At 41.9% G+C, this 25929-nt stretch carries 24 protein-coding genes; 17 read left to right on the top strand and 7 right to left on the bottom strand.

Annotated features, from left to right (window positions below):
- Positions 1-130 precede the first annotated feature (130 nt).
- The 3 genes from JF50_RS09850 to JF50_RS09840 form a co-directional block, all read right to left on the bottom strand.
- Positions 131-2215: a KAP family P-loop NTPase fold protein gene (locus tag JF50_RS09850; protein WP_039609261.1), complete on the bottom strand. Its 2085-nt coding sequence runs from the start codon at positions 2213-2215 to the stop codon at positions 131-133.
- Positions 2216-2425: 210 nt separating this feature from the next.
- Positions 2426-4030, bottom strand: coding sequence for an esterase-like activity of phytase family protein (locus JF50_RS09845; RefSeq protein ID WP_039609260.1), 1605 nt, complete (start codon positions 4028-4030; stop codon positions 2426-2428).
- A 363-nt stretch (positions 4031-4393) separates the two neighbouring features.
- Positions 4394-4864, bottom strand: a complete 471-nt coding sequence (locus JF50_RS09840; protein ID WP_039609259.1) for a DMT family transporter — start codon at positions 4862-4864, stop codon at positions 4394-4396.
- A gap of 562 nt (positions 4865-5426) precedes the next feature.
- Between JF50_RS09840 and JF50_RS09835 the strand changes: the two genes are divergently transcribed.
- From JF50_RS09835 to JF50_RS09825, 3 genes are all read left to right on the top strand, one after another.
- Positions 5427-6155 carry an Ig-like domain-containing protein gene (locus tag JF50_RS09835; protein ID WP_039609258.1) on the top strand — a complete coding sequence of 243 codons (729 nt, stop codon included), beginning with the start codon at positions 5427-5429 and terminating at the stop codon, positions 6153-6155.
- A gap of 170 nt (positions 6156-6325) precedes the next feature.
- The gene (locus tag JF50_RS09830) at positions 6326-7069 is read left to right on the top strand and encodes an SDR family NAD(P)-dependent oxidoreductase (protein ID WP_200890390.1); all 744 of its coding nucleotides are present in this window, start codon (positions 6326-6328) and stop codon (positions 7067-7069) included.
- 158 nt (positions 7070-7227) lie between these two features.
- Complete coding sequence (locus tag JF50_RS09825; protein WP_152614499.1) at positions 7228-7734, top strand: hypothetical protein; 507 nt, start codon at positions 7228-7230, stop codon at positions 7732-7734.
- Positions 7735-7748: 14 nt separating this feature from the next.
- Here JF50_RS09825 and JF50_RS09820 read toward each other — a convergent pair whose 3' ends face one another.
- Positions 7749-8498 carry a spermidine synthase gene (locus JF50_RS09820; RefSeq protein ID WP_080760200.1) on the bottom strand — a complete coding sequence of 250 codons (750 nt, stop codon included), beginning with the start codon at positions 8496-8498 and terminating at the stop codon, positions 7749-7751.
- Between the two features lie 184 nt (positions 8499-8682).
- On the opposite strand from JF50_RS09820, the gene JF50_RS09815 reads away from it, so the two are divergent.
- The 7 genes from JF50_RS09815 (at position 8683) to JF50_RS09785 (ending at position 16271) form a co-directional block, all read left to right on the top strand.
- Positions 8683-9438 (top strand): substrate-binding periplasmic protein, encoded by a 756-nt coding sequence (locus tag JF50_RS09815; protein ID WP_080760198.1) that lies wholly within the window; start codon positions 8683-8685, stop codon positions 9436-9438.
- A 98-nt stretch (positions 9439-9536) separates the two neighbouring features.
- Positions 9537-11045, top strand: a complete 1509-nt coding sequence (locus JF50_RS09810; RefSeq protein WP_039609255.1) for a PAS domain S-box protein — start codon at positions 9537-9539, stop codon at positions 11043-11045.
- Entirely contained in the window at positions 11046-11504 is a 459-nt protein-coding gene (locus tag JF50_RS09805; protein WP_039609254.1) for a response regulator, read from the top strand. It abuts the gene before it with no gap.
- 123 nt (positions 11505-11627) lie between these two features.
- On the top strand, positions 11628-12290 hold the full coding sequence (locus tag JF50_RS09800; RefSeq protein ID WP_039609253.1) for an ABC transporter ATP-binding protein: 663 nt from the start codon (positions 11628-11630) through the stop codon (positions 12288-12290).
- Complete coding sequence (locus JF50_RS09795; RefSeq protein WP_039609252.1) at positions 12277-14691, top strand: ABC transporter permease; 2415 nt, start codon at positions 12277-12279, stop codon at positions 14689-14691. Before JF50_RS09800 ends, JF50_RS09795 begins: the two co-directional genes overlap by 14 nt.
- Positions 14692-14699: 8 nt before the next feature.
- Positions 14700-15776 carry a lipocalin-like domain-containing protein gene (locus JF50_RS09790; protein WP_152614498.1) on the top strand — a complete coding sequence of 359 codons (1077 nt, stop codon included), beginning with the start codon at positions 14700-14702 and terminating at the stop codon, positions 15774-15776.
- 159 nt (positions 15777-15935) lie between these two features.
- Complete coding sequence (locus JF50_RS09785) at positions 15936-16271, top strand: zinc ribbon domain-containing protein YjdM (RefSeq protein WP_039609251.1); 336 nt, start codon at positions 15936-15938, stop codon at positions 16269-16271.
- A 41-nt stretch (positions 16272-16312) separates the two neighbouring features.
- Here the strand turns inward: JF50_RS09785 and JF50_RS09780 are convergent, their stop codons facing one another.
- On the bottom strand, positions 16313-18103 hold the full coding sequence (locus JF50_RS09780; RefSeq protein ID WP_052262220.1) for a putative bifunctional diguanylate cyclase/phosphodiesterase: 1791 nt from the start codon (positions 18101-18103) through the stop codon (positions 16313-16315).
- A gap of 250 nt (positions 18104-18353) precedes the next feature.
- On the opposite strand from JF50_RS09780, the gene JF50_RS09775 reads away from it, so the two are divergent.
- The 7 genes from JF50_RS09775 (at position 18354) to JF50_RS09745 (ending at position 24371) form a co-directional block, all read left to right on the top strand.
- On the top strand, positions 18354-18977 hold the full coding sequence (locus tag JF50_RS09775; protein ID WP_039609250.1) for a LysE family translocator: 624 nt from the start codon (positions 18354-18356) through the stop codon (positions 18975-18977).
- Positions 18974-19447: a macro domain-containing protein gene (locus JF50_RS09770; RefSeq protein WP_039609249.1), complete on the top strand. Its 474-nt coding sequence runs from the start codon at positions 18974-18976 to the stop codon at positions 19445-19447. The genes JF50_RS09775 and JF50_RS09770 overlap by 4 nt, the downstream gene beginning before the upstream one ends.
- A 122-nt stretch (positions 19448-19569) precedes the next feature.
- Entirely contained in the window at positions 19570-20244 is a 675-nt protein-coding gene (locus JF50_RS09765) for a response regulator (RefSeq protein WP_039609248.1), read from the top strand.
- On the top strand, positions 20241-21686 hold the full coding sequence (gene creC, locus JF50_RS09760; RefSeq protein ID WP_200890389.1) for a two-component system sensor histidine kinase CreC: 1446 nt from the start codon (positions 20241-20243) through the stop codon (positions 21684-21686). The genes JF50_RS09765 and creC overlap by 4 nt, the downstream gene beginning before the upstream one ends.
- 71 nt (positions 21687-21757) lie before the next feature.
- Positions 21758-23092, top strand: a complete 1335-nt coding sequence (creD, locus tag JF50_RS09755) for a cell envelope integrity protein CreD (protein ID WP_039609246.1) — start codon at positions 21758-21760, stop codon at positions 23090-23092.
- 108 nt (positions 23093-23200) lie between these two features.
- Entirely contained in the window at positions 23201-23848 is a 648-nt protein-coding gene (locus JF50_RS09750; protein WP_235423412.1) for a LysE family translocator, read from the top strand.
- A gap of 19 nt (positions 23849-23867) precedes the next feature.
- The gene (locus tag JF50_RS09745) at positions 23868-24371 is read left to right on the top strand and encodes a GNAT family N-acetyltransferase (protein WP_039609244.1); all 504 of its coding nucleotides are present in this window, start codon (positions 23868-23870) and stop codon (positions 24369-24371) included.
- Positions 24372-24450: 79 nt separating this feature from the next.
- Here the strand turns inward: JF50_RS09745 and JF50_RS09740 are convergent, their stop codons facing one another.
- Together JF50_RS09740 and JF50_RS09735 are read right to left on the bottom strand one after the other, a co-directional pair.
- Positions 24451-25137, bottom strand: a complete 687-nt coding sequence (locus tag JF50_RS09740) for a tRNA (adenine(22)-N(1))-methyltransferase (RefSeq protein WP_052262219.1) — start codon at positions 25135-25137, stop codon at positions 24451-24453.
- The gene (locus JF50_RS09735) at positions 25138-25743 is read right to left on the bottom strand and encodes a TetR/AcrR family transcriptional regulator (protein WP_039609243.1); all 606 of its coding nucleotides are present in this window, start codon (positions 25741-25743) and stop codon (positions 25138-25140) included.
- Positions 25744-25929: the final 186 nt, after the last annotated feature.

Raw genomic sequence — 25929 nt, 5'->3', positions numbered from 1 at the left:
GTGTATGATAAATTAACCCTGAATATTACGCGTTTTCACTGATTTCCTGAAGCGAAAACCTTCACGGTAAGGTCGAGTAAGTCGACCTTATTTTATCATTATTAACCCGTATGAATTATCTAGGATTGCATTACTTTTTTGACACACTGGAAAGTAAAATGGCAACGGTTTTGAATAATGTGTCGACAAGTTCTTTTTCCTTGCCTCCATTTATTATATTATAATTATTTATTTCTTTATAAATACCAAACAATCCTTGATTTTTTTCGTCCTGATCGAACTCAAACTCAAAGCCGTAGGGCGTGTCTTTACCATATTTGGTATTGAGCTGTTGCGTTATGCCCTCCCAATCTTTTTTGATGAACTCAAAAGTGTAAAAAAAGAGGTCAACTTCAAGCTTGTAGTCTTCTAAGTCAAGGCTTTTAGGATCGAATACTTCTTCCTCATCTTCCTCTGTTATTTGCTCACTTGATGTATTATCTGTAATTATTTCATCAATATCTGACTTGGGTTTGTGTGTATTATTCGTTTTATTAGCACTGTCTGTTTCATGAGTGTCTGCTTGGTCATCAATACAGTCTTCCTCATCAAATTGATAGACAAAAGCGAGAACCCAAGAAAATTTAATGTCTAGGCCTTTTATCCTAGCCTCAACATCAAATTCACGATAGATATTTAGCTCAGGATCCCATGGTCTTTCTTCTATCTTTATGACTATTAAATCGAAGCCTTTAAATTTTAGCCTTTCACATAGTCGTTCAAGAGCCGCTTCAATGGTTTTGGTGCACCCATATTCAGGAGTGTTAATGCTTTTACTGTACAGCTCTATATTTGGTGGGTCATATAAAGACAGCCTTTTAAATGTGGCAGTGATTTTATTGAATTCTTCTTCACTGATATTTCCATCTTCATCCGTATCAAGAATATCATGAAAGGTAGTGAAAAAGCGGATCATATCTCGCTCTCGGCCAATCAGCTCATTACTCGGATCTTGAATGATGGAAAGAAACTTTTCGTCGATGAATGCTAACTCTTCACCTTCTTCTGGAAAATAGTGGTAGTGCAGATGAAGAGACAAGAAAATACTTTTGCTCAAGTTAACAAGCAGAAACTGATATACCGGATAAAAGGCACTTTGCAGGCATGACATTGCAAAAATAATCATATAGGTATCTTCGGGCGTTTCTACCTCGTTATCTTCAGCCGATGTTTCTGAATATAGAATGACATACAGTGAAATAATATTGATCAATCGCTTAATCGATCTTGGGTTGAGGCCGACTGAGTTGAGTACCAACTTTTCTAGGTGCTGCATGTTTTTTTCGCTCAGAGGTTGCATATTAATGCTACCAAGCAGCTCAGTTAAAAATGCGCGAGTATGTGTTTTATATTCAACAACAGGCATTTGAAAGGGCAGTTGAATGAGCTTGTCGAAAAAGCTTTTACCACTTTGCGATGAACTGATATTGGCCGTGCCATATTTTAGTTCTACTCCTCGTTTAACCACTTCAAAATCGAGTGCCAGTACAAATACCAGATGCTCAATGTCGGTAAATAGCTTAATCGTTTCTAATAGCTCGATGGCATTTTTTGGAGGAATACGGTCTAAGTCATCGATATAGACGATGATCCTGTCAAGCTGATGCGTTTCTATTTTCTTTTTTACTTCTATGGCGATTTGCTCTTTTAAATTCGCAATTGCTGAGGTGCTCGATATCCCGGATTCTTGTGCATGATTATCTTGTTGGTTGTTTGCGTGGTTTTCAGATTCAGCAAGGATTTGTGAAGAAATGCCCGCCGTGGCGTAGTTCGCAGCCACTTTTGCAGCGCCAAAAGCCAATGGTTTAATTGTTGATAAGAACATTGCGGCTTTGCTTGGGGTATTTTGTTCACCTTCATCACGGTCTGAGAGTGAAGAAATAAAGGTTTCTAAAAACAAAATAGGCAGGTCATCACTGCAATTGAACTGTGAAAAGACCCAAGTATTAAACCAAACCTGATCGACTGGCACGTCTGATTCAATCAAACCATGCTCAATCATGCGCATTAAGCTTGTTTTACCGGTTCCCCAATCACCTTGAATGGCGATGGTCATTGGTGTAGCACAGTGCTGTATAAATTTACCAAGAGATTTTGCGTATGGACTCAGGCCTAAAGCATCATTAATTACATTGGTGTGTTCTTTGAGCGGGATATCTTGAATGGCAATTGACATATACTACTATACTACTTCCATGATTTTTATATAGATATTATATGTTTAAAGTCGGTGTGTCAGCCGTGATTTTTCATTATTTATTATAAGCTAATTATATTTATTTTTATCAAGGTAAAATTAATCCTGATTGCATGGGTACGAATCATATTTAAAGTGACTTATGATTGTGCGATATAATAAGGAAAGCGGCCGAAGCCGCGAATCATATTATTTATCTAGTGTTAGATTCTGAAAAAAGTAGAGTGTATTGCTATCTATCATTGATTTTGCTGCATCTAAGTATTTTTGTTCAAGTACGCCGTTTGTTGACCACGTCGCAAAGTCATCATCATTAAGTACAGCTAAGCGACTATTATCGATGAGCCACATGCCTTCAAGCTTATCATGAGGATATTGTATCTCTTGTACGAGATCTAGCACCAGTGATTTACTGACGGGGGCTATCCCATGTGTCGTCAGTGTCTCCCAACCTGATGTTAATACTGTTTGCTCCAAAGTTTGCCCCGCAATGAGTAACCCCAAGTTATCGTCTTGTGTCAGCTCATTGTTCGGTGTGATTTGCTCTAAATTGGTGGCGTCAGTTAAGTCGATTTTGTAGATACGTTTCATCGCATCGGGCGTTTGTCCATAAAATGCACCGTCACGCTCAATCACTAAAAACTCGGTATTTGATAGCGCTACAATCCCTGAGTTTGAATTTTGCGCTTTTTCTTGTCGGTAAAGATATTGACCAATCTGTTTGGTTTTTAAGTTAATTGTAACAATGCGAGTAATATCGAGCGCTTTGACCGCGTTGTCAGGGTTGTACATGGTTGATTGCATAATACCGACTAGGGTTGTTTCATCAGGGGTAATTGCGAGTCCTTCCATCCCACGATTTGCTCTGCGCTTTGCATACTCATTAGGCAGTGTGATGACTGTACGCTCGTCATGAGCAAATGCATTGATGCGCTCTATTTCCTTACCTTCATTGTCAAAATGGACAATGTGCGGACCGTATTCATCGCTTACCCAAAAACTACCATCAGATAGCGCCACAAGGCCCTCACCATCAAGTCCATAATTATCTAATTTAATGGGGTTTTGCGTTTCATGATATGGTTGATTTTGATCTACTAGGATAGGGTTTCCATCTACTGTATAAGGTGTTTCGCCAGTGCCACCTAAATCTGAAGTGTTAGGTAGTCCGGAGATTGGCGTGCCATCAGGGCGCTTAAGTAAAATATCTTTCAATTTGACCACAGTTCCGGAGGTTGTCAGCTCAAATAGGCCAATCCTAGGTGTGTAGTCAGGTGTCGGAAATGTTTTTCCTTTACCATAATCACCGGTGTAAGTTGCATTGGGGCCGCGGTCGGTCAGCGCGTAAAATTGGTGCTTGATACTTGGGTGAGCCACCATATCTGAGCCATAGCCACCGTTTCGTATCTCGAAGCGACTCCCAGCAATACTGCCGTTTTGTAAATCAGCTCTCATCACTGAGTGAGGAAGTTTACTCCCTTGTGCATCAATTGGTGTTGGGGTACATACATAATTGGTTTGGTTTACTTCTGAGTCATCCAAAAGATTGTTACTGTTTATATCAACTCCTGAGTGTAAGGCGATGCCTCCAAAAAAGCATTGGCTATCTGCCATACTTAGTTTTTGTTGATTTACGAGGCTGACAAGGCCTGCTTTACCGTCTGTTCCTGCCGTGCCATTAGCGCCATTACTGCCAGCGAGGCCGTCTAACCCATCTTTACCATCGTCACCGCTACAAGCGCTAAGAAATATCATCAGTGAGCAGGCTATTAGGCTCAAATTCACCTTCTTCATTTTATACTCCATATTTAATTATGTGCGCAAAGGCATCGTTTGATTGGGACTGGCGCTAGCATATATTCGGTACATCAAGAATTTATGACATGGAAAAACAGAAGAAGATGGAACTGTAAGCGATAAAGGGCATCAATACGTGTAATCGTAATGACGTTATAAATGCCGTTTAATCGAGAGCTATTACAGGGCTGGGTTTATCGAACAAATAGCCTTGGGCTAAATCAACGGCAATGAATTTTGCGATGGAGAGTTGATTTTCGTGTGCTATGCCCACGGCGAGGATCTGTCCTCCATACTGGTGTACGGCTTACTTCTGCAATACGTATTTTTTCTTTGTTTATTCGGCGATTAGCAACACTATTAACTATGTTGTGGCTTGCTCAGTACCAGTAAAACGCCAGCTATCATTAAAACTAATCCTGTAAGCCTTTTTAAATCTAGCCCAAACTGTTTCACACCAAAAAAGCCACAATGGTCAATGATCGTCATTGCAACTAGCTGGCCGAGTAATACAAAGGTAATGGCGTTGGCAATGCCAAACTTTGGGGCAACCCAAGTTATGGTCAAAATATAAAACATCACAAAGCACCCACCTAAGTAAAAATACCAAGGTGTGCCCGCCACGAACAGTGTTTTTGGCACACCGCTACTGGTGAATAAATAGATAAGGGCGATGCAAAGCCCAACAAATAATAAAATCGTTGCAGCAAGGGGCGTGTTTTGTAATTTATTTCCTAAGCCGCCATTTAAAGCGGCCATAACGGGGATCCCAAGACCAGCAATGAACATAATCAGACCATAAAGAACGAGGCTATGTGTATTTTGCAGCATGTTAGACGCCTAATGTTTTGTGATGAGGCTCGGGTGTGCTTTTTGGGTACAATTTATGGGCCATTCTTATCTTAATATGAGACATATTCATTCCTTTTGTAAGCAAAATAGCTCACTGATTATTACCTGTGCATGTCGGATTTTCAACTTATCAAATCTATATTTGGTTGCTTGTTTTTTTGTGTGAATATTGTCAGTTTTGAACGACGCCCAACGCATATTGTGATTACAAAGTGAGACGTGTAATGTCCTTTAAAGCGATGTGTTTCAGATTGTTGCACATAAAGGTGTAAATTATTGAACAGAGATTTAATACTGTAAATTGGCTTTAAGTTTATCTGTTTTGCTTCGTCTTTAAAGAGGAGGTGTTCAATTTTTTATCACACCCATTTTTTGAGGTGACTCGTCTTTTTTGATGAGTAAATTTGAATATAAAAAAATGATATTTGGTAGGTGGTTATATATTTTAGTATAAATATATTTATAACCTCAGGTAGGTGATAATTTTTATTATGAATGTTTTTTAAATAACAATGAAAGATCAATAAAAGGAAATTTTTAAATGAGTAAAATAACACATAAGACATTGGCGGTGGCGCTAAGCGTAGGCTTGTTATCTCACTGTGTGCAGGCGGCTCCTGTGCTGAATAAAACAACTTATGAGTTTAATTCAGGTCTGCAAATACAAGAAGAGTTCGATATATTTGGCAATGGTCATGTTACTGATCCAAATTATTCAAACAACGAATTGAGAATCCAATTGAATGCAGATAAAGCCTATAATCAAATCGGTTTTTACGACCAAGTGCGTACTGTCTATGGTCAGGCTGTAGCATATAATATTTTAGATAGACGTTGGATTGAGTTTAAAGGCAAGCTCTTATACTATGCGTCGGTTTCGGATGGAACAAACAAGATAGAAACCATCCCATTTCGCATAATTAACCCTGCAGGCGAAACATCTGAATGGGGTGTGGTTCGCGTAAGTCTTGATGAGGCATTCAATATCGAGTATGACTATTATCCAAGCGATGACAGTATGCAGACTCCGGTTAATCAAGCTATTACAATTAATGTGAAAGACAATGATGCAAACGTACCATACTATTTTGGTGTCGAAGTCTATGCGTGGGCTAAAAATGGTCGTGTGACAGTGAATGACGATCACACCATTACCTATACACCCAAAGCGGGTTTTGTAGGCCAAGATTCGTTTAGATATCGAATTAAAGGCAATAATTTATATGATGTTACTAGTGCACCTGCGACCGTAACCATTGACGTAAACTAAGCCGAACGCTTTTAAAAAGCACGGGTATTGCCTGTGCTTTGTACTTTCCATTTAACCTCCTTGATTACCGTGTTAACGCCTTTTTCTTTTCTTCTTATGATTATTATGTACATTTATTTGCGACAGTACTCACGCAAAGTTCATACAAATAACAAAAACGAGAAGCAGGCATGGTGAAAAAAGCAATTATTATTGGCGCGACATCAGGGATTGGGAGAGCACTTGCGCTTAAAATGGCGCGACAAGGTTATGTGTTGGGGATGACGGGCCGACGAGAAGCGCTGCTGTCTTCATTACAGCAATCTATATCGAGTGACACGTACACCTGTGTGATGGACATTACCAAACCATATGATGCGGCTGAAAAGTTGGAGCAATTGATAGATAACATGGAAGGGGTCGATACAGTAATTATTAATTCGGGAACGGGTCATTGTGATCCCGAATTCCCCCTGCGTGGCGAGCTGGATACTGTCGATGTGAATGTGACAGGGTTCACTGCAATTGCAAATGCAGCCTATCGTTATTTTGCTAAGCAAGGGCATGGGCACATCGCTGCAACTTCTTCGATCATGGCGCTGCGCGGTGGACCTTGCCCAGCCTATAATGCTTCCAAAGCTTACATGTCTAATTACTTAGAGGGTCTATATTGCCGCGCCCATAAAACTGGGGTAAATATCACCGTAACAGACATTCGCCCTGGGTTTGTTGATACGCAAATGGCCAAAGGCGATGGCATTTTTTGGCTAGCGTCAGTGGAGAAAGCCGCTTTGCAAATCCTGTGTGCTGTAGAGCAAAAAAAGCGGGTGGTGTACATTACAAAGCGCTGGCGATTAATTGCTATTTTGATGCAAGTTATACCGTTTAGGGCCTTTGTGAGATTGATGTTGGGGAAAAGTGTTAAGCGTAATTAAGAAAACAGTGTTACCTATTTATTGTGGGTCTGATTAAGTAACGCTGCCTTAATCTTGCATTGGATATTAAGAAATACGCTAGATCAGCTTGTCAATCTTTGATAAATGACTAAGATCCAGCGTTTGAAATATTTTTAAACCGAGCCGCTGAGCAGAAGATGCCAAAATCGAGAACCAGTCAGTTGATATACACTGTCGCATTAAATAGAGCTTTTTTATTATTCCCGTTGGTTTTGATCTGCATGTTAGTGACCAATATCACCGTAGAAGATTTACGTTTTTTATTTGGGCATATGGATGAACACGGATATCAAAATATCATTGATAATGAAGCAACCATTACCATTTTACTGATTGGGTTTGGTGCTGTCATGGATGGTCGAAAAATTCTCTCAAAACGCGCTTGGGACAGTAAGCAAGATCCGAACTTAGAGCAGCACAAATTATTGAATGAGACCTCTGAATACTACGGGTTTATGCTCATTGTCATCGGTATTTCAATTGAGATTGTTGATCAGCTGGCAAGCTATATGCGAAATTTCCAGGTTGAGCTACTGATGTTTGAGGCGTGGTTTAGCATCGTATTAAATATCGTTGCGATTGGCGTGATGTTAAAAGCTGCGTATAAAATTGCAGTCATAGACAAGCAAGCACACCAGTTGTAACTGATAAGTGGTGTCTAGTCATCCAGTAAGTATGTTAGGCCATCGATTTTACTTGTGCTAAAGAATGCTTGCTGTTGCCAAATTGGATTGAGTACTTGATTGTCGGTGGCGACCACCCAAACAATATTGGCAAACTGCGCGGCTTTAAACCCGTAAATTGTGGTTTCAGAAAATATCTCGGTCAGTACATTTGATAGCTTGCTAATTTGTGCGCGATCGGTAAATACAGTGTTCAGTGCTATCCACCCATTTTTGGCGGTTAAGTGTTTGAGGTTTGAATAAAATTGTGGCTCAAAAATAAAGGGCAGTAGTGTTTCTGAATCGAAAATATCAACCAGTATTAAGTCAAAAGGTGTGGTGTGGGTGTGTTGTGTGACAAATTCGTAGGCATCTTTGCAATGTACCCTGCTTGTTATTTCATCGGGATTAAAAAACTGTCTGTATAAGTCAATAATGTGTTGGCTTTTTTCTACTGTCTCAATGTCTGCTTGAGGGTATTTATCACTGAGGAAGCGCAATAACCCGCCGCCACCTAACCCGATATCGAGTATTCGATTCGCTGTGGTGCACTCATAGGTCACAATGGCCATAAATAGCATATGCGGAAATACCAAACTGCTTGGCTCTGAGATGGACATGGCAGATTGCATGACGCCGTCAATGTTAAACCAACGTAGCGCGTCATTTTCCATCACTTGGATCTTTCTGCCGTTTTCCTCTATCTCTAATAGGGTCGCAGGGGTGTTGATTGGTATGTCACTCATAAGACCAGAAGTTTTAAAACCGAGACTGTTAAGTTTAGCGTTATATTTTACTTTTTGTAATATAAATCAGATAGATTGCATTGGATATAGCGTAAAAAGAAGTCATATCGGCGCAGTCATATCTGTGTTGATCTTTTACGCAAAACCAGTCACACTCGACAGGTCGATAGCAAGAATAAAAAAAATGTCATTTCGCTTTTTTACCCTTTTTATTATTACCATCATTGCATTCATGAATTCGAATGTGCACGCAAATGCCATCAGGTTTGTTGCAGAAGATTTACCGCCATATCATTATTTAAATGCACATGGGCAACCTGATGGAGTGTTAGTTGACATTGCCAAGGCACTAAAAGCGCACAGCGGCTTGGAAGCTAAGTTTGACATACTGCCGATGGCCAGAGCGCATTATGAGCTGCAAACAAAATCTGATGTGGTGATGTTAGCCTGGTTAAAAACCCCCAGCCGCGCTTTAAACTATCAATTTTTAGGCAGCATGTGCCAGAGTTCAGCATCGTTAATTGGTCTAAAAACAAACTCCGCATCTTTGGAGTCACTTGAGCAGGCTAAAAAGTATCGTGTGAGCACTATTCGGGGATATTACAGTGAGTATTACTTGAAAGAAGCAGGCTTCTCGGAGGAGCATGACCTTGTTTTAGCATCGCATTATAAAAGTATGTGGCACATGTTATATCGAGGTCGAACAGACTTTATTTTAACAAATACGAGAACGTTGCAGCGCGAACTTGATGAGCTAGGGCTAGATCCGGCATTACTAGAAAACAAATTGACCCTTCATGATTTCCCCTCAGAGCTGCACCTTGCAGCGAATTTGCAGTTTTCTAAAGCGCAGGCAAAAAAATTGCGAGAGTCACTTGCCGCGATTAAGACTTCAGGACGCTACGATGAGATTGTTCGAAAATGGCAACTACTCGACTAGTCTCATCTTAGGGACTGATAAATAAAGATTAATCTGCACAGGCTGACTTCGTTGACTACACTTTATTAACAAGCTCAACGTTAGGAAACGGTCGAAGCGTGACTAAATTTGGAGAGTTACAGCTAGAAACTGTAATAGACAGCGTCATAGATGGAATTTTTATGACCAATTTGCAGGGAGAAATTCTCAGCTTTAATATGTCAGCGACGCAAATTTTTGGCTACAGCAAAGAGGAAGTATTAGGGAAAAACATTGCACTTCTTATTCCTAAATCCGAGCAAAGTAAATACTTTAAATATTTACACAATGTTACCGACGAAAAAATAGCGCTTTTGTATAGGAAGCCATGTCGTACAGGGATAGAGCTACTTGCCCTTAAAAAAGATGCGAGCAAATTTCCTCTTGAGCTGTCCATTAGTGTATTGCCTGCGGATGAAGTCGTTCTGTGTACTGTCAGGGATATCTCGGAGCGTAAGCAGGCTGACCTTTCAATCAAGTCGTATGTCGAGCACATTGAGACCATTATGGATACGGTGTTAGATGGTCTTATTACGATTGATATGAAAGGGGTGATCCACGGTTTTAACACGGCTGCTGAAAATATTTTTGGTTATCGGGCAAGAGATGTGATTGGGCGCAATGTCAAAATGTTAATGCCTGAGCCATATCAATCTGAGCACGACTCTTACCTCAAAAACTACCACACCTCGGGAGATAAAAAAATCATTGGGATTGGGCGAGAGATCACTGGCAGGCGCAGCAGTGGGCATTTATTTCCACTAGAGCTGGGTGTCAATGAGATGACTGTACAAGGTAAAACCATGTTTGTCGGTACAGTCAGAGATATATCAGATCGAAAAGCGGCAGAAATAGCAATAGACACTTACATCCGAAAACTCCAGATCAGTAACTCTGAGCTTGATCAATTTGCCTACATTGCATCTCACGATTTAAAAGAACCGTTAAGGGGGCTTGCCAACAATGCGCTTTTTTTAGAGGAGGATCATGCCGATTCACTGGGAAAAGAAGGGTTACGTAGGATATCAAGAATTCGTTTTTTATGTACAAGAATGGAAAAGCTGGTCGACAGCTTATTGTATTACTCGCGATTGGGTAGGCAAGATTTAGCCATTGAGGAAGTGGATTTAAATGCGTTAATTGACAATGTCGCAGAGCTGACTTTACCTGAAGAAACCACGCAAAGTGTCGATTTGCTGATCCCTTCGCCATTGCCAAGTATTACCTGCGATAAGCCGCGCGTATCTGAGTTATTTCGTAACCTCATTTCTAACGCGGTTAAATATAATCAGTCCGCACGTAAACAAATAGAAATTGGGGTGAAAGCGGCTATGAATCCTCATACTCAGGTGCTGGAACCGCAAGTATTTTATGTCAAAGACAATGGCATAGGGATAGATACCTGCTTTTTTGAAGATATTTTTAGAATTTTCAAACGACTCAATGAAGAGGATGACGCAGTTCGTGGCACAGGCGTAGGTCTAACGTTTGTTAAAAAGATTATTGAAAGGCACAGTGGACATATTTGGGTCGAATCGGAACTTGGCCAAGGCAGTTGTTTTAACTTTACCTTAAAGCTAGGAGACTGAATGATGGATAAAGACTTAGGTTTGATCTTGCTGGTGGATGACAATCCAGATGATTTTGAGGCAATACTGAGAAGTTTGCGAAAAAGCCACTTTATGAATCCAATTCAATGGTGCCAATCAGGCCAAGATGCAAAAGACTATTTATATAAAAGTGGAAAGTACAGCACCCATGAGCATTTAAAACGCCCGGTATTGGCATTGGTTGATTTAAATATGCCTGGCTTGGATGGTAGGCAACTTTTGAGAGAGCTCAAAGCGGATCCCAAAATGTGCTCAATCCCAATTGTGGTATTAACAACGTCGAGTGACCCTCAGGATATCGAATCTTGTTATGCCTTGGGGGCAGCGTCTTACATTCAAAAACCCGTCGAATTTGATGATTTAGCAAACGCGTTTAAAGTCCTCAAAGACTACTGGTTTAAAGTTGTATTATTGCCCTCTATCGATGGATATGATTAACCGTTGTAATCGTCAAATTTTTCATGTGGTTATCTATATCATGTTACAAATTTATAATGGTTTCTAGCTAGATCAGATATGCCTTTGGCAGCATAATGAGTACGTTATTATCTAGAGGCTGATATGATCCAATTAAAAGATGTCGTATTTTCCAGAGTTGATGGTGAGGCTCAAAGGCGCATTATTGATAAGGTGTCTGTGACTATCCAAGATGCACAACAGGTCGCATTAGTTGGGGATAGTGGTTCAGGGAAAACCACGCTACTAAATTTACTCGCTGGGCTATTGGTACCAGACAGTGGTGAAATTAATGTCAATGGTACCGTCATATCCGAATTTGATGAAAACCAATTGGCGCGCTACCGACGCCAAATCGGTGTGATATTCCAGCATTATCAATTATTAGAAGCGCTCAATATCGCTGATAACATCACTTTTCAAGCACGTCTAAATGGCATTCAAGTGACAAAATCGGCGCTAATGGCGCTTTCAACTCGGCTTGGTATTGCACATAAATTGTCAGCTTTTCCGAGTGAACTCAGCGGAGGAGAGCAGCAGCGCGTAGGCATAGCAAGAGCCATAATCAATCAGCCAAAAGTAATCTTAGCGGATGAACCTACCGGTAACCTTGATAGTGAACGCAGTCAAGAAGTACTCGAACTGCTTCAAGCCTTATGTAAAGAGCATGAGATTAACCTAATTATGGTCACGCACAGTGAAAAGCTGGCTGTGCAATTTGAAAGACAAATAAGATTAAAAAGCGGACAGCTTCATGACGGAGTTTAAGTTAATCTTCTTTGCTTTTTGGCGGTTTTATGCGCGGCATAAAGGCCTGTTGGTTTTATTTGTACTTGGCTTTAGCCTAGGCACCGCCTTGATCAGTGCCATTTTTGGCCTTAACTTGGAGGCCTCCAAACGGTATTCAAATAGCAGTGCCTTGTTAGAAGTGCCAGTGACCCATTTTATCAAACCGACACTGGGCACCGAGCGCTTACCAGTTACTGTTAGGCAGCAGCTTTCATGGCAAACCGAGGCACAGTTTGAAGCGGTGCTCGAAGGTCGAGTACAACTTGAAAGTGGTAAATGGCTCAATATTAAAGGGGTGAACCTGTTGCATTGGATTTCGCAATCAGCGTCGAGCAGAAAAAATGGCAGTGATATAGAGCCTGATAGCCAAGCAAAGCCGCTATTTGATACGATTTATTTGGACCCCAGATTACTCGCACGGCTCGATAGTAATCCACTTTATCTAAATGGCCTGAGCTATGCAGTTTCGCCCATGGAAGGTTTGGGCTTTCAAGCACTGATGGATATTAGCTTGGCGAATAAACTGCTTAATGCGCAAGGTGAGGTGAGCTACCTTGAAGTATTTGATTTAAATGAAGCCGATGAGCTTGCACTGATTGACGTATTAAAAGGCCAAGCCAGAGTTGAGCGAGCAGGTGATCAAGCATTTGACACTTTGTCTGGGCCGTTTTTCTTTAACTTACAGGCTTTGGCGTTACTCGGCTACATCGTAGGGGCATTTTTAAGTTTTAATGCCATCAAATTGGCCTTTGCCTCTCGGGCCGCTCAACTCAAGCAGCTATATTTATTAGGCTGCCAGCCAATTAAACTAAAGCAAGCCATGTTCATCGAACTAGGCACTTTAGGGCTGTTATGTGCTTATTTTGGTGCGCTACTTGGCGTGATGCTTGCCAATATTCTAGTGGTTGATGTGACTCAAGTGCTTCGCAGTTTCTATCAATTGGATAGAAGTTTAACCGTTGAGTTGGACTGGACCTTGGTGGCATTAGGGTTTGCGCTTAATACGGCTGTTTTGTCGATCTTTTTCTTATCGAATCGTTTGTCTAAGGTGATAAAGCATAAGTTGGTTTTTTGGTTGTGCTTAGCTGCGCTTTGCGTTGGCGCTGTATTACTTGCCTTGCTAGCGCAAAGTAAGCTGGTGGCCTTACTACTTTGCGCGGTGATCTTGCTGATTTTCTTTTGTATCACGCCGGGTGTTATCTCTAAGGTATTCTCTTGTCAGTGGCCGACGAACTCTGTACTGGTTTTATGGCTCAAAGCCGATAGTCAGGGTCAGATTAAATCGTTGTTGAGCGCCGTGCTCGCGACATTAATGGCCATGGGTGCAGCCATCGGTATGTTGGTGATGGTGAAAAGCTTTAGCCAGACCCTGGATGGCCATTTAGAAAACCGTCTCAGTGCCGATCTTTATGTGCGCCCAGCGGTCGTGTCGAGCAGCATGCATCATACCCTTGAACAAATGGCAGAGATTGAACGCGTCGGGGTTTATTGGCAAGCTCGCAGTGAGGTTATTCGTGAACAAGATGCAGTACCTATAAAACTGCTTAGTTTTGGACGCGATGCGCATTTGCACCAGCAGGTGAAATTACTGGGCGGGAAAGCAGTCACAAGTGACCACTTGTCCAGTAAAACTGGCGCTATCGCCCCGTGCTTAGTGAATGAACCAGGGTGGCGAATATATGGTTTAGATATCGCTCAGGTTGTGCAAGTTCAGCAGGGCAATAAGCAGTTCAGTTGCCAAATTACAGGCATTTTTTACGATTACGGAGAGCAAGAGGCAACACTACTTACCACAACCGGTGTGATTGAAAGCAGTGACTTTAATTATCAAGCGTTTGGTTTTTCTTTGACCTTAGCGCCTGATGTAGATATCAACGATATGACCAAGTACTTGGTAGAAGAGCTGTCCATAGACAGCACTCAAATAAGCATTAATAAAGTATTTAAACAGTACGCAAAACAGCTATTTGAGAATACTTTTAGTGTTACTCACGCCCTAAACCTGTTCATCATGTTGATTGCGCTATTTGGTGTATGGGTGAGCTTTTTAACACTGGGTAGGCAGCAGCTTCAGCAAATGGCGACATTACAGACTTTAGGTGTAACGCGAGCGCAGTTATTGGCTGCCAAACTAGCCCAGACCTTAATTATATTGCTTGTTACCATCGCCTTGGCGATACCATTGGGTATTCTTTTAGGGTGGGTATTGTTGTCATACGTGATGCCACTGGCATTTGGTTGGAGCATGGCCATGGTACTTGATTGGTGGGGGATATTGGCTTTTTGTTTAGTGGTGCTGGTACTAGCCTTAGTAGTAGGAACATTGCCAATGTTACGGCTATTAAAGCGAAATATTGCAGATAGTGTGGCCCAGTTGTAGAGAGGCGAATGAAAATAAAAACGATAGTTCAATTATGTGTGTGGCTCTGTATTGCCAGCTTATTGCAAGGGTGTAGCGAACCTGCTCAAAAGGCAGTATCAACCCATCCATTTTCAATGCAAAGTGGTGACCCTGTGAGTGCAGGCACGGTATTAACTTTTCCAGAAGATCATGGCGCACATCCTGATCAGGGGATCGAGTGGTGGTACGTTACTGCAAATCTAAAAGGTGACAACGGACAGAGTTTTGGGGTGCAATGGACCTTATTTCGCGTAAGCCGACCTGAGCTATCTGCCGATCCGACAGGCCCTTGGTGGGATGGGCAATTTTATTTTGCGCATTTTGCAGTGCAAACCGACACACAGCATGTCGCTTTTGAGAAATCAGGTCGTGCATCGGATGTGATTATCCAAGCATCGCCTTTTGAGGCAAGGCTAAAAAATTGGTCGATGCAAAGTACTGAGGACACCTTTTTACCGCTGAGTTTAAAGGCCAGTCAAGATGGTTATCTTGTTGCGCTTAACATGAATAATAGCCCCAGAGTACTGCATGGCGAACACGGATTTAGCCAAAAAACGCAAGATGGTCATGCGTCTATGTATTACAGCTATCCATTTTTAGAGGTCAGCGGCGAACTTGTCTTTGACAAAAAAGTGCATAAGGTATCGGGTCGAGCTTGGCTAGATAGAGAGTGGTCCGCCGCATTTATCAACCCCAATCAAGCTGGGTGGGATTGGTTTAGTTTGCAGGGCGAGGATCCTCAAAATGGCGGCTTGATGGCATTTTGTATTCATGCTGCGGGTAAAGGGTATGAATACTGTAGTGCAACCTCGATTGATCCCGATGGCAAGACACGTGCATTTGGCAACGAGCAAGTTGGGCTGGTAGCAACCAAGCGTGTAGAGTTGGAAGGGGTGACTTACCCAATTGCTTGGCAACTGTCTATAGACGGTTTTGAACCTATTGAAATAAAAGCAGTAAATACAGATTCGAGAAATAAACTCAGCATACCTTATTGGGAAGGCCGTGTGACGAGTTCTGGTGGTTACCGTGGTGTAGGGTATGGTGAGCTGGTCGGGTATTAATTTAATGTGAGTGGCAGTGCAACTCACAATTTAGTTTGACCAACATCATTAAAAAGCGTGTTTTAGCCTAAAAAATTGCATATTGCGGAGATTTTTTCTCGCGATGTTAACGCCTAGGGATTATCATGCCCACAAAGAAACTTATATAGGCAGTAAAGTATGTCGTGCCCTCCATGTCCAAAATGTAACTCTGAGTATGTATATCAAGATCAAAGTCAGTTGATCTGCCCTGAATGTGCATATGAGTGGGACCCGTCAGAAGTTGAAGAAGATGATACGCCGGAAGTTAAAGATGCCAACGGCACCTTGCTTGTGGATGGTGATAAAGTCACGGTGGTGAAAGATCTTAAAATTAAAGGTAGCTCACAAGTGATTAAGATTGGTACCAAGGCGTTGGTGAGACGTGTTTTAGACAAAAAAGACCACGAACTTGATTGCAAAGTAGATGGTGTGGGCGAAATGATGGTCACAGCAAAGTTTGTGAAAAAAGCCTAAATACATTATTAAAGAGCGCAGCTTTGCGCTCTTTATACAGTTTATAAGTTGTTATTCTTATCATTTGGTTGCTTAAGTGGTAATTCACTGTTTACCACAGATAGATGCCCCGAGCTTCTTTGTTCATCTTCAAGTAACTGCTTTACTTTTTGCTCCGTCATGGGCTGATAAAACAAATACCCTTGCAGATAATGGATATTTAGCTCGTTACAAGCTGAGGTTTGTGGCGCGGTTTCTACGCCTTCGGCAACCATTTTAAAGTCAAGTTTAGAGAGCATGTAAGCCAACCCTTTGAGCATATCATGGTTAGTCGAGTCCGGGTATGAGATGCTTTGAATGATTGAGCGGTCAATTTTAACCATTTTGATAGGTGATTTCAGTAAGTGGGGAAGTGATGAAAAGCCCGTGCCAAAATCGTCTAGTGCTAGATTTACGCCATGTTCTGATAGTGTGGTTAAAGTTTCATTGATGATGGAGCAATCTTGTAACAAGGCTGACTCTGTAAGCTCTAGGATCAATTTATTTGCTGGAATATTCAATTGGCTCAGTGCGTCAATCACCATATAGGAAAAGCCGCCAGTTGCCAGTTGATTAGCAGAGACATTTATTGCCAGTTTAAAGTCATAACGACTTGCTTTGAGCATATCCGCAAATTGTCCAAGGGCTGACTCTAGCACCCATTTACCGATTGATTGGATCAGATCAGTTTCTTCCGCAATAGGAATAAATTCATTTGGCAATTGCGTTGTATGAGCAAATGGCCAGCGGATCAAAGCTTCTATGATCTCTATTTTTTCTGTTTTACTGTTGATGATGGGTTGATAATTGAGTTGGAAGTCTTGATTAAATGCGGCTTGCCTGAGCTCAGATTCCACCTTGTATTTGAGTAAAAACGTCTCTTGTACGTTATCCTGAAAAATTTCTATATGCTCGCCACTTTGACGTTTAGCGCGATACATGGCGATATCAGCAAGTTTAATTAAATCTTGTGCGTGCTCAGCATTTATGGGAGCTAAAGCAATGCCAATGCTTGCGGTACAGTGAATGGCATGTCCATCTAATTCGAAGGGGATTTCAAACGTACTTAAAATGCGCTTAGCAATGACTTTGGCTTGTGAAATACTGGTGAGCTCACCACAGGCAAACGCAAATTCGTCACCACCTAAGCGTGCCAATAACTCATTTTCTCTTAATATCTCTTTGATCCTGCCCGCAACGGCTATCAGCAGTCGGTCGCCTGCATCATGACCAAAATGGTCATTAATGTGTTTAAACTTATCTAAGTCGAGCATCATCACCGCGACGATTTCGTCATTTCTTCTTGTACGGGCAAGCAGCAGGCGATTTAATACTTCTTCAAAGTGAAAGCGGTTATGCAGCCCTGTAAGGGTATCCTTTTCGGCTAAATCTTTAATGTGTTGATAGCTATCATGGAGCTGTTGCTCAAGCTCATGGCGTTTTCTAGCTTGTAAAATAGAGCGTGCAAGTTGTGAGCTGGTGATCTCATGCTTGAGTAAAAAGTCTTGCGCCCCAGCGTTAATGCAATCTAATACGAGTTGATGGTCATAAAGATTACTGATCATCACAATGGCGGTATGCTTAAGGTGGTTATCACCGCGTAGTTCAATGATGGCTTCAACACCATTGACCAGCGGCATATTAAAATCCAATAAAATGACATCAAACTGCATGTCTTGGATTAATTGATAGGCTTCTACTAGGCTATTGGCCTCAACAATATCGTAATGCTGTTGCTCGCCAGAGAGTGTCTTGATGACGGTTTTTCTATCGATTGCATCATCATCAACGACGAGTAGCTTAGTATAAGTCATAAATATCTTTTCCCTGTTCAGTCCTTAACCAAATACAAACCCGTATAAATTACTATACTCACACTTAACTCTAGACTAAGGCTTATATAATTGTAGGTTTCAGCTTAATTTAGGAATAAAAAATTCCTAAAATGATTTTGCTGGGCTACGAACTTGAATAGTTGTCTTTTTTATATACAAACCTTGTCCTAATGTGTATGAATATTGGGTACATAAGTGCAATTGGTAATAAATAAAGGATCAAAAAAAGATGGAATACATCATTGCCGTGGCATTATTCGCTATTTCTACTTCAATTACACCGGGACCCAATAACATCATGGTGATGACCAGTGGGGTTAACTTTGGTGTTAAAAAGACCTTGCCGCTGTTATCAGGTATTTGCGTTGGTTTTAGCGTCATGCTGATGGTGGTTGGGCTTGGATTTGGTCAGATATTTACGCTCTTCCCGAGTCTACATTTCATTATCAAGTGTGTTGGTGTGCTTTATTTGTTGTACTTAGCATGGTTGATTGCCCGCACCGCGGCTGGTGAAATGGAGCATAAAGCGCAAAGACCTATGACGTTTATCAATGGCGCTTTATTTCAATGGGTAAATGCAAAGGCGTGGGTCGTCGCAACAGGTGCCATTGCTGCCTTTACAACGGTGGGGGAAGGGTATGTAGTGCAAAATGTCACCATTGCATTGGTTTTTTTGGTGGCTGCATTTCCTTGCGTTGGTAGTTGGCTAATATGTGGCACAGCGCTAAAGCGCGTGTTCACCCAAGGTAAAGCAAGGCAAGTATTTAATTATGCCATGGCAGGGTTGCTAGTCTTATCGGTTGTGCCTGTGATTGTTGAAGTAGTTAGGCAAGTGGAGAAGCGTGCTTTATGAGTGTTGATGTCACCGTGATACATGGCGATTTGCTGGAGCAAAAAGTGGATGCCATAGTAAATAGCTGGAATCGCAATATCATTCCTTGGTGGTTATTGCTTCCGCAAGGCGTATCTGGCGCGATTAAGCGAAGAGCGGGGACTGTGCCTTTCAAAGAGGTTGCAAAATTTGGCGCTATTCCCCTTGGTGAAGCCAGGCTGACCTCTGCAGGCAGCTTGGACTATAAAGGCATTATTCATGTCGCAGGTATTAATTTATGCTGGTTTGCTACGAAGTACTCAGTGACACAGTCTGTGAAAAGTGCAATCGCACTTGCAGAACAGCAAGGCTACAAGCACATTGCGATGCCTTTGATTGGCGCCGGATCTGGTAATCGCTCTACACGGTGGTCTTATCAATGTATTATGCATACACTTGAGCAGTTAGAGAGCCCAGTTGCAGTAAAACTAGTGAAATTTACCGCAACTTGATTTGGGCTATAGGCATAACATCCCGTTTTTAATATGCTTTTTGTAGTTTATCATTTTACTCTCACCTATACTGTGCGCTTTAAACTTTAAGCATATTGATAGCCTGTTACAGCGGAGGCCTTTTGAATATTGTCATCATAGAAGATGAGCCTGCTATTGCAGATACATTGACACATGTACTTGAGATGGGTGGCTTTAATGTCGTTTGGTTCAATACTGCGGGGGCTGGCCTTACCCACTTACAAACTAACCAGTCTGACTTATTAATTCTAGATGTAGGCTTGCCAGATGGTAATGGCTTTGAGCTATGCAAACAGATCCGTGAGTTTTCGGCACTGCCCATTATATTTCTAACGGCCCGCGCTGACGAAATTGACCGGGTTGTAGGGTTAGAGATTGGGGGCGATGATTATGTTACTAAACCATTTAGCCCAAGAGAGATGCTCGCCCGAGTAAAGCTCAGGCTCAAACCTCGTCAGTCACCATTGCCCGCAGCGGTACAAAAATTATCCAGTAGCTTAGTGTCTGAAAATTTCGATTTTTATAAAGACGGTGTTGGACTTGGTTTAACTGCACTGGAGTTTAGGGTGCTGGATGCATTGGTACAGTCTTCACCGCGCATATTGAGCCGGCAACAATTGATGGATTTTGCCCAGATGCCAGTAGAAGAGGCATATGAACGTAATGTAGATTCTCATATCAAAGCAATTCGCAACAAGCTTAAAACAGTTGATATGAGCGAACATCTCAAAACCAAGCGTGGATTTGGGTATTACTTTGAACACTTGGAGTCATGATGCAGCGGTGGCCTAAAATCCCGCTGGGGATCAGATTGTTTCTCCTCTATTTTATTATCGTGATCATGACGACTTACTTTGTGAGCTCGACACTTATCAAAGAAATTAAGCCAACAGTTAGACAGACCACAGAAGAAACCTTGGTAGATATGGCGAATTTGCTCGCTGTGCTGGTTGCGGATGATTTGGCAAATGACGCACTGCAAAACAGTAAAATAGCCGATTTACTTCAGCAGTTTGGTAATCGCAGTGTAGATGCTGCGATTTGGGGCGTGGATAAAAAGTCGATGACCCACCGAATATACGTCACTGACAGCAATGGAATAGTCGTGGCGGATTCATGGCAACAAGATATTGGTAGTGACTTCTCAAGGTGGAATGATGTATACCTGACTTTGCGAGGTGAATACGGGGCGCGCTCAACTGCCACCGACCCCAATGACCCACTTTCAACGGTGATGCATGTGGCTGCACCGGTTATACATCAAGGCAAAACCATTGGCAGCTTGACGGTTGCTAAGGCAAATCGCTCTGTTCAACCATTTATAGATTTGTCTAAGCAGCGAGTTTTTAATTGGCTCGGTATAATGAGTGTGATGGTATTGCTGGTTGGCGCTGTAGTGGCTTGGCGGATCAACTCGGCACTGAAAAAGCTGTCTGTCTATGCGTATAAAATGGGACAAGGCGAAAAGGCAAGTAAGCCGACATTCAGAGTATTCTATGAATATGCACAGCTCAGCGATGCGCTCTCGGACATGCGAAATCAGTTAGATGGCAAAGATTACGTTGCTACGTATGTTGAAACCTTAACTCACGAACTTAAGAGCCCGTTGTCTGGGATCAAAGGCGCCAGTGAATTACTCCAAATGCCCCTCGAAGAAGACAAACGCCAGCGATTTGCAAGTAATATTGAGCGAGAGTCTGCGCGGATGCAATCTTTAATTGATAAATTACTGGTATTGGCAAAACTTGAAAAGCAGCCTGAACTTGAACAAACCAGTGATATTCAAAGTCGTGATTTAGTCAATTACGTTGCAGATACAGTGAGCATTAAACTAGAGCAAAAATCAGTGAAATATCAGTTGGATGACAGCCAAAGTATTGCCCTTGTGGGCGATGAGTTTTTACTGCGCCAAGCGTTATTGAACTTGTTTGACAATGCGTTAGATTTTATTATCGAGGGCGGTGAACTCAGCGTGCGCATTGAGCAGCGAGATAAGCATTGCTGTTTTGTGATTTTTAACCAAGGCGAACACATACCGGAATATGCATTGCCTCGTTTAACAGAGCGGTTTTACTCATTGCCAAGAGCCAATGGCAATAAAAGCACAGGGCTTGGGCTGAATTTTGTTGAACAAGTGGCCAAGCTGCATTTTGGTTATTTGACCGTGTGCAATCAGCCGCAAGGCGTTGAAGTCACACTTGCGATTAAAACTCCATAAAGACTCCACATTAACTCCACAGAGACACCAAACGAGATTGATACAGTGTTGGTAAACCTGAGGAGTTAATTATGAATAACCAAAATAAAGAAAAAATCGGAATTAAGTTTGCCACGCTGATAGGAGTGATACTTTTTCTGATGATCCCTATCATGTTCATTGCCGATTTAATTGATGAACGAAGTGCTATACAACAGCAAGTGCAACAAGAAATCGCCAAAAGCAGCAGTGACGAGCAACGTCTGATTGGTCCATTTTTATACATAGAATACGAGCGGGAAGTAACGCGTAATCAGGAAACCAAAACCATTAAGAACAAAGCGTTTGTTCTGCCTGATACACTGAAAATTCATTCTAAATTAGATACGTTTGAGAAATATCGCAGCATTTATAAGGCCACTTTATACCGCTCCATTAATACCATCTCCGGTGAATTTTCAGTGTCGCACCTCAATGATCTTGAAGCAGACAAGGTTCTGTCAGTTAATTTGGTGTTTGGTATTCAAGATATTCGCGGTATAGGCCTTGATTCGGTGCTTAAGGTAGCGGACAAAGAAGTAGACATGCTACCGGGCACCTTGTTGACCAGCATCAAAGAGGGAGTCCATGCGCCAATTGCTGTTTCGGCACTATCAAAAGCAACATTGTCTTTCTCTGCCGACTTGCATTTGCAAGGCATGATGCGTCTCGCTGTGTCACCACTTGGTAGTGAAACCCATGTAAGCATGACAGCAAATTGGCCTCACCCTAGTTTTGAAGGAGAATATTTACCACTGAGTTCAGATATCGGCGATGAAGCTTTTACAGCGCGTTGGCAAGCCAGTTATTTTTCTACCAACATGCAAAGCATATTTACTGGCTGCGTGATGCGCAATGAGTGCACAGAGCTTATGCACCGTACCATGGGCGTTGCCCTAGTTGACCCGGTTGATCATTATTTAAAAAGTCATCGTGCAATTAACTATGCACTGTTGGTCATTTTACTTGTGATGGCGAGCTTCTTCTTACTTGAGCTAGTGCGTTCAGAACCTATCCATCCTGTGCAATATGGTTTTGTGGGGATCACGTTGGCAATCTTCTATTTGTTATTGATCTCACTGAGTGAACACTTAGGTTTTGGGGTTGCGTATTTGATCTCAACATTGAGTGCGACAGGTTTACTTGGCTGGTATGTGGCTGGGGTCTTAAACAGTGCCAAACTTGGTGTGTATTTTAGCATCGGTCTGACGATGTTATATAGCTTACTTTACAGCATGTTAGGGGCTGAGGACTACGCACTGCTTATGGGCAGCTTAATGTGCTTTATTGTTTTGTCTTTGGTAATGCTCCTCACTCGTAAAGTGAACTGGTATGGCTCTACTCAACACGCCGAGAGTAAGACGACTCGTGAAAACGAGCATGGGTAGGGTACTAAGGCTTAGCTCTGTTCATAAAATATAAAAATCAATCATTAAGACGGATTTATCTAGAGGGGGAACTTGTGGCAAACTTGTCGGTTTTTTGCAGTAATAACGATGGAGATTGTACTTATGCTAGACCTTGCGCTTTTGCCACTTTTTGTGATGACCTGTTTAATACTGGCGGTATCACCAGGGCCTGATTTGGTCCTCATTTCTGCTTATTCGTCTGGGCAAGGCGTATTGGCAGGTATCAGAATATCTATAGGTATTTTTGTGGCTGGTATTGTACAAACTCTCGCGGTTGCCTTAGGGCTTGGCCAGTTAATGCAGCAGTTTCCTTCTGTGATTATGATTATAAAAATGCTGGGCGCGCTGTATTTAGCATGGCTTGGTGTGACTATGCTGCGCACATGGTGGACGAATAATAAACAGCCTGAAAACTCGGCAAAAGTCCCGAGTTTATCGTCTAGTAATCTGGTTTTAAAAGGGTTTTTAAACAATTTGATGAACCCAAAAGCCATCTTATTTTTTAGTGTGTTCCTTGTGCAATTTACCAATAATGCGCAGCCAATGAGTATGCAGATCATTACGTTAGGCGTGTTGTTATGTACGATTGTATTATTGGTTAACTTTGTTTTTTCATTGGTTTTCAGTAAGGTAGCAAAGGTATTTGCTAGAAAAATTAAGATCAGCCAACATTTTGATGGCATCTTAGGTGCGCTGTTCTTGGCGCTGGCAGCGAGATTAGCGCTGTCAAAATAACACCACTACAGGATACACAATGACAACAATTGAAACCTTAGACACTGAACGGCTCAGGCTAGTTGCGCCAAATGAAGCGTGCCTAGATGCCTATTTGCAGTTTTATACCGATGGTGACGCATCAAAAATGTACGGCGGGCCGATTGAGCCTGCAAAAGTGCTTGCTAGGCTTAAAGCCGATTTGGGATGTTGGGCTTTGTATGGTTTTGGGGTGTGGGCTATACAAGAAAAAGAGACAGGTCATTATATTGGTACGTGTGGTTTTTGGCGCGGATACAATTGGCCAACCGAGCTCACTTGGTGGCTATTGCCTGCAGGCCGTGGTAAAGGCTATGCCCTTGAAGCGTCTAAAGCGGCGATTGACTATGCTTATGAAGTATTGAAATTTACACACGTTCAAACTTACATGAATGATGATAATTCAGCTGCTCGGGCACTGGTTGAGCGTTTAGGAGGCGTTAAAACGGATAGGCAATGCTTCCCTGATGGGTTGTATCGCGATATTTTTTCGATTGAAAATTAATCAGAATATTCCACTTTTTAGTAGGGCCGGTTTTTTCAATGAAATCACCGGCAAATCCGTCAGTACTGTATGCGGTGCACTAGTTTTTGGGGGAGATATTCACGCTTTCATACGCTGCAATAATATCTGACACGTCATTGTCACCGCGATTAATACGTTGATAGTGAGCAATGGTTTTACTTAAATAGGCTTTTGCATGTGCAGAGGATTGCGCATCACGATATTGCCAGATTGCTTCACCGACCGAAGAAATTGAGTGTGTTTGTACTTTGGGGTTGTTGGTCACTTTCAGTATTTCGTAATAGCGCTTATTTTCGCTAATTAATAACTCATCAATCAGATTTAAATTGTGGTGATTAAGCGTTTGTCTCAAGGTGTAAAGATGATGCACAGGGCAGAGCAAAAATTCGATGTCAGAACTTGGATTATTGGCGAGTATACTTCTGATAAACCGACCACACAGATCGCCGCCAACACCGGCAATAATGACAAGGTGCTTTCCTGATTTTCCCTCAAGCGGGAGTTTTGCAACATCCATACAGTGGGCTTGCCATTGCGTCTGCTTGTCAGCGTAAAACTGTGCGAGTTTCGCGTCTAAGGCTTCCATTAAATGCGGGACAATATCAACAAAATGCACCGTCGCATCAAGGTTTTTATCTAGTAGATTTGCACCCAGTAGGCCATGATCACAACAGCAATCCCAAATATGGGTGTACTGGTTGTCTACAAGCTGACTAATTTCTGCAAGTCGTTTACCTAACTTCATTTATCGCTCACTGTTAACTTGATAACGGGCTAAAAACATATCGACGGTTTCTTCTATGACCTTGTCTTGGGTGATGTGAGCATCAAGCTCAAAACCATACAAGCGAGGGTAAAAAATAAAGGACTTTAACTGAAAGACAAATTGCTTAGTAGCGAACGTAATATCATCTACTTCCAGTTGCTTTGCGGTGATTGCATGTTCAAGGAAGGTTTCGAAGTAGCGCATACAGCCCACTTTGGTGTTATTCAAGTGTGCAGCCATATCTGGGTTTTGTAATAGCTCTAAAAATGCCACCCGTGCGATGCGTAAAAAAGGGGCTGAGGTCAACATATCGGCTTCTGATTTTGCGATATCGATAAGCTGATCGCGCATAGGTTTGTCATTCGTATAAATACGCTCTTGGTCTTGGGTTACTTGGCTGAGCATGTTTTCAATCACGGCGTAAAGTAGCGCTTCTTTGCTATCAAAGTGGTTATATACAGTGCGTTTAGATACTTCTGCGGTTTGGGCAACCAAATCCATGCTGGTTTGTTGCGCACCCTGTTCAGCAAATAAAATCTCTGCTGCATTTATGATTTGCAAGCGTTTTTTCTCTGATAGCTTCATCAATTAACTCCTCACTTTGATGGGGCTAGTGTAGCTGAAATCAAAAAAACTTGCACTGTGTAGTTTACTTTTATTGATGCATATGAAAAACTGCACCGTGTAGTTTACTTTTTGTGGTGACATATGAAAGCTAAATATAAAGTGTCTTTTGTAGCAGCAGTATTATTTGGATTAACGGTTGGAGGA

Origin of the sequence: Pseudoalteromonas luteoviolacea (assembly GCF_000814765.1) — a bacterium.
In the GTDB taxonomy this organism is placed as follows: Bacteria; Pseudomonadota; Gammaproteobacteria; order Enterobacterales; family Alteromonadaceae; genus Pseudoalteromonas; species Pseudoalteromonas luteoviolacea_H.
This window is presented reverse-complemented; position numbering and strand designations above follow the sequence as displayed.

Coding starts and splice junctions, on each gene's coding strand:
- JF50_RS09830 (WP_200890390.1), top strand. CDS start 6,326: ATGGTGAAAAAAGCAATTATTATTGGCGCGACATCAGGGATTGGGAGA.
- JF50_RS09815 (WP_080760198.1), top strand. CDS start 8,683: ATGTCATTTCGCTTTTTTACCCTTTTTATTATTACCATCATTGCATTC.
- JF50_RS09805 (WP_039609254.1), top strand. CDS start 11,046: ATGATGGATAAAGACTTAGGTTTGATCTTGCTGGTGGATGACAATCCA.
- JF50_RS09820 (WP_080760200.1), bottom strand. CDS start 8,498: ATGAGTGACATACCAATCAACACCCCTGCGACCCTATTAGAGATAGAG.
- JF50_RS09800 (WP_039609253.1), top strand. CDS start 11,628: ATGATCCAATTAAAAGATGTCGTATTTTCCAGAGTTGATGGTGAGGCT.
- JF50_RS09780 (WP_052262220.1), bottom strand. CDS start 18,103: ATGACTTATACTAAGCTACTCGTCGTTGATGATGATGCAATCGATAGA.
- creD (WP_039609246.1), top strand. CDS start 21,758: ATGAATAACCAAAATAAAGAAAAAATCGGAATTAAGTTTGCCACGCTG.
- JF50_RS09790 (WP_152614498.1), top strand. CDS start 14,700: ATGAAAATAAAAACGATAGTTCAATTATGTGTGTGGCTCTGTATTGCC.
- JF50_RS09840 (WP_039609259.1), bottom strand. CDS start 4,864: ATGCTGCAAAATACACATAGCCTCGTTCTTTATGGTCTGATTATGTTC.
- JF50_RS09740 (WP_052262219.1), bottom strand. CDS start 25,137: ATGAAGTTAGGTAAACGACTTGCAGAAATTAGTCAGCTTGTAGACAAC.
- JF50_RS09770 (WP_039609249.1), top strand. CDS start 18,974: ATGAGTGTTGATGTCACCGTGATACATGGCGATTTGCTGGAGCAAAAA.
- JF50_RS09745 (WP_039609244.1), top strand. CDS start 23,868: ATGACAACAATTGAAACCTTAGACACTGAACGGCTCAGGCTAGTTGCG.
- JF50_RS09735 (WP_039609243.1), bottom strand. CDS start 25,743: ATGAAGCTATCAGAGAAAAAACGCTTGCAAATCATAAATGCAGCAGAG.
- JF50_RS09835 (WP_039609258.1), top strand. CDS start 5,427: ATGAGTAAAATAACACATAAGACATTGGCGGTGGCGCTAAGCGTAGGC.
- JF50_RS09795 (WP_039609252.1), top strand. CDS start 12,277: ATGACGGAGTTTAAGTTAATCTTCTTTGCTTTTTGGCGGTTTTATGCG.
- JF50_RS09785 (WP_039609251.1), top strand. CDS start 15,936: ATGTCGTGCCCTCCATGTCCAAAATGTAACTCTGAGTATGTATATCAA.
- JF50_RS09845 (WP_039609260.1), bottom strand. CDS start 4,030: ATGAAGAAGGTGAATTTGAGCCTAATAGCCTGCTCACTGATGATATTT.
- JF50_RS09775 (WP_039609250.1), top strand. CDS start 18,354: ATGGAATACATCATTGCCGTGGCATTATTCGCTATTTCTACTTCAATT.
- JF50_RS09850 (WP_039609261.1), bottom strand. CDS start 2,215: ATGTCAATTGCCATTCAAGATATCCCGCTCAAAGAACACACCAATGTA.
- JF50_RS09750 (WP_235423412.1), top strand. CDS start 23,201: ATGGAGATTGTACTTATGCTAGACCTTGCGCTTTTGCCACTTTTTGTG.
- JF50_RS09825 (WP_152614499.1), top strand. CDS start 7,228: ATGCCAAAATCGAGAACCAGTCAGTTGATATACACTGTCGCATTAAAT.
- creC (WP_200890389.1), top strand. CDS start 20,241: ATGATGCAGCGGTGGCCTAAAATCCCGCTGGGGATCAGATTGTTTCTC.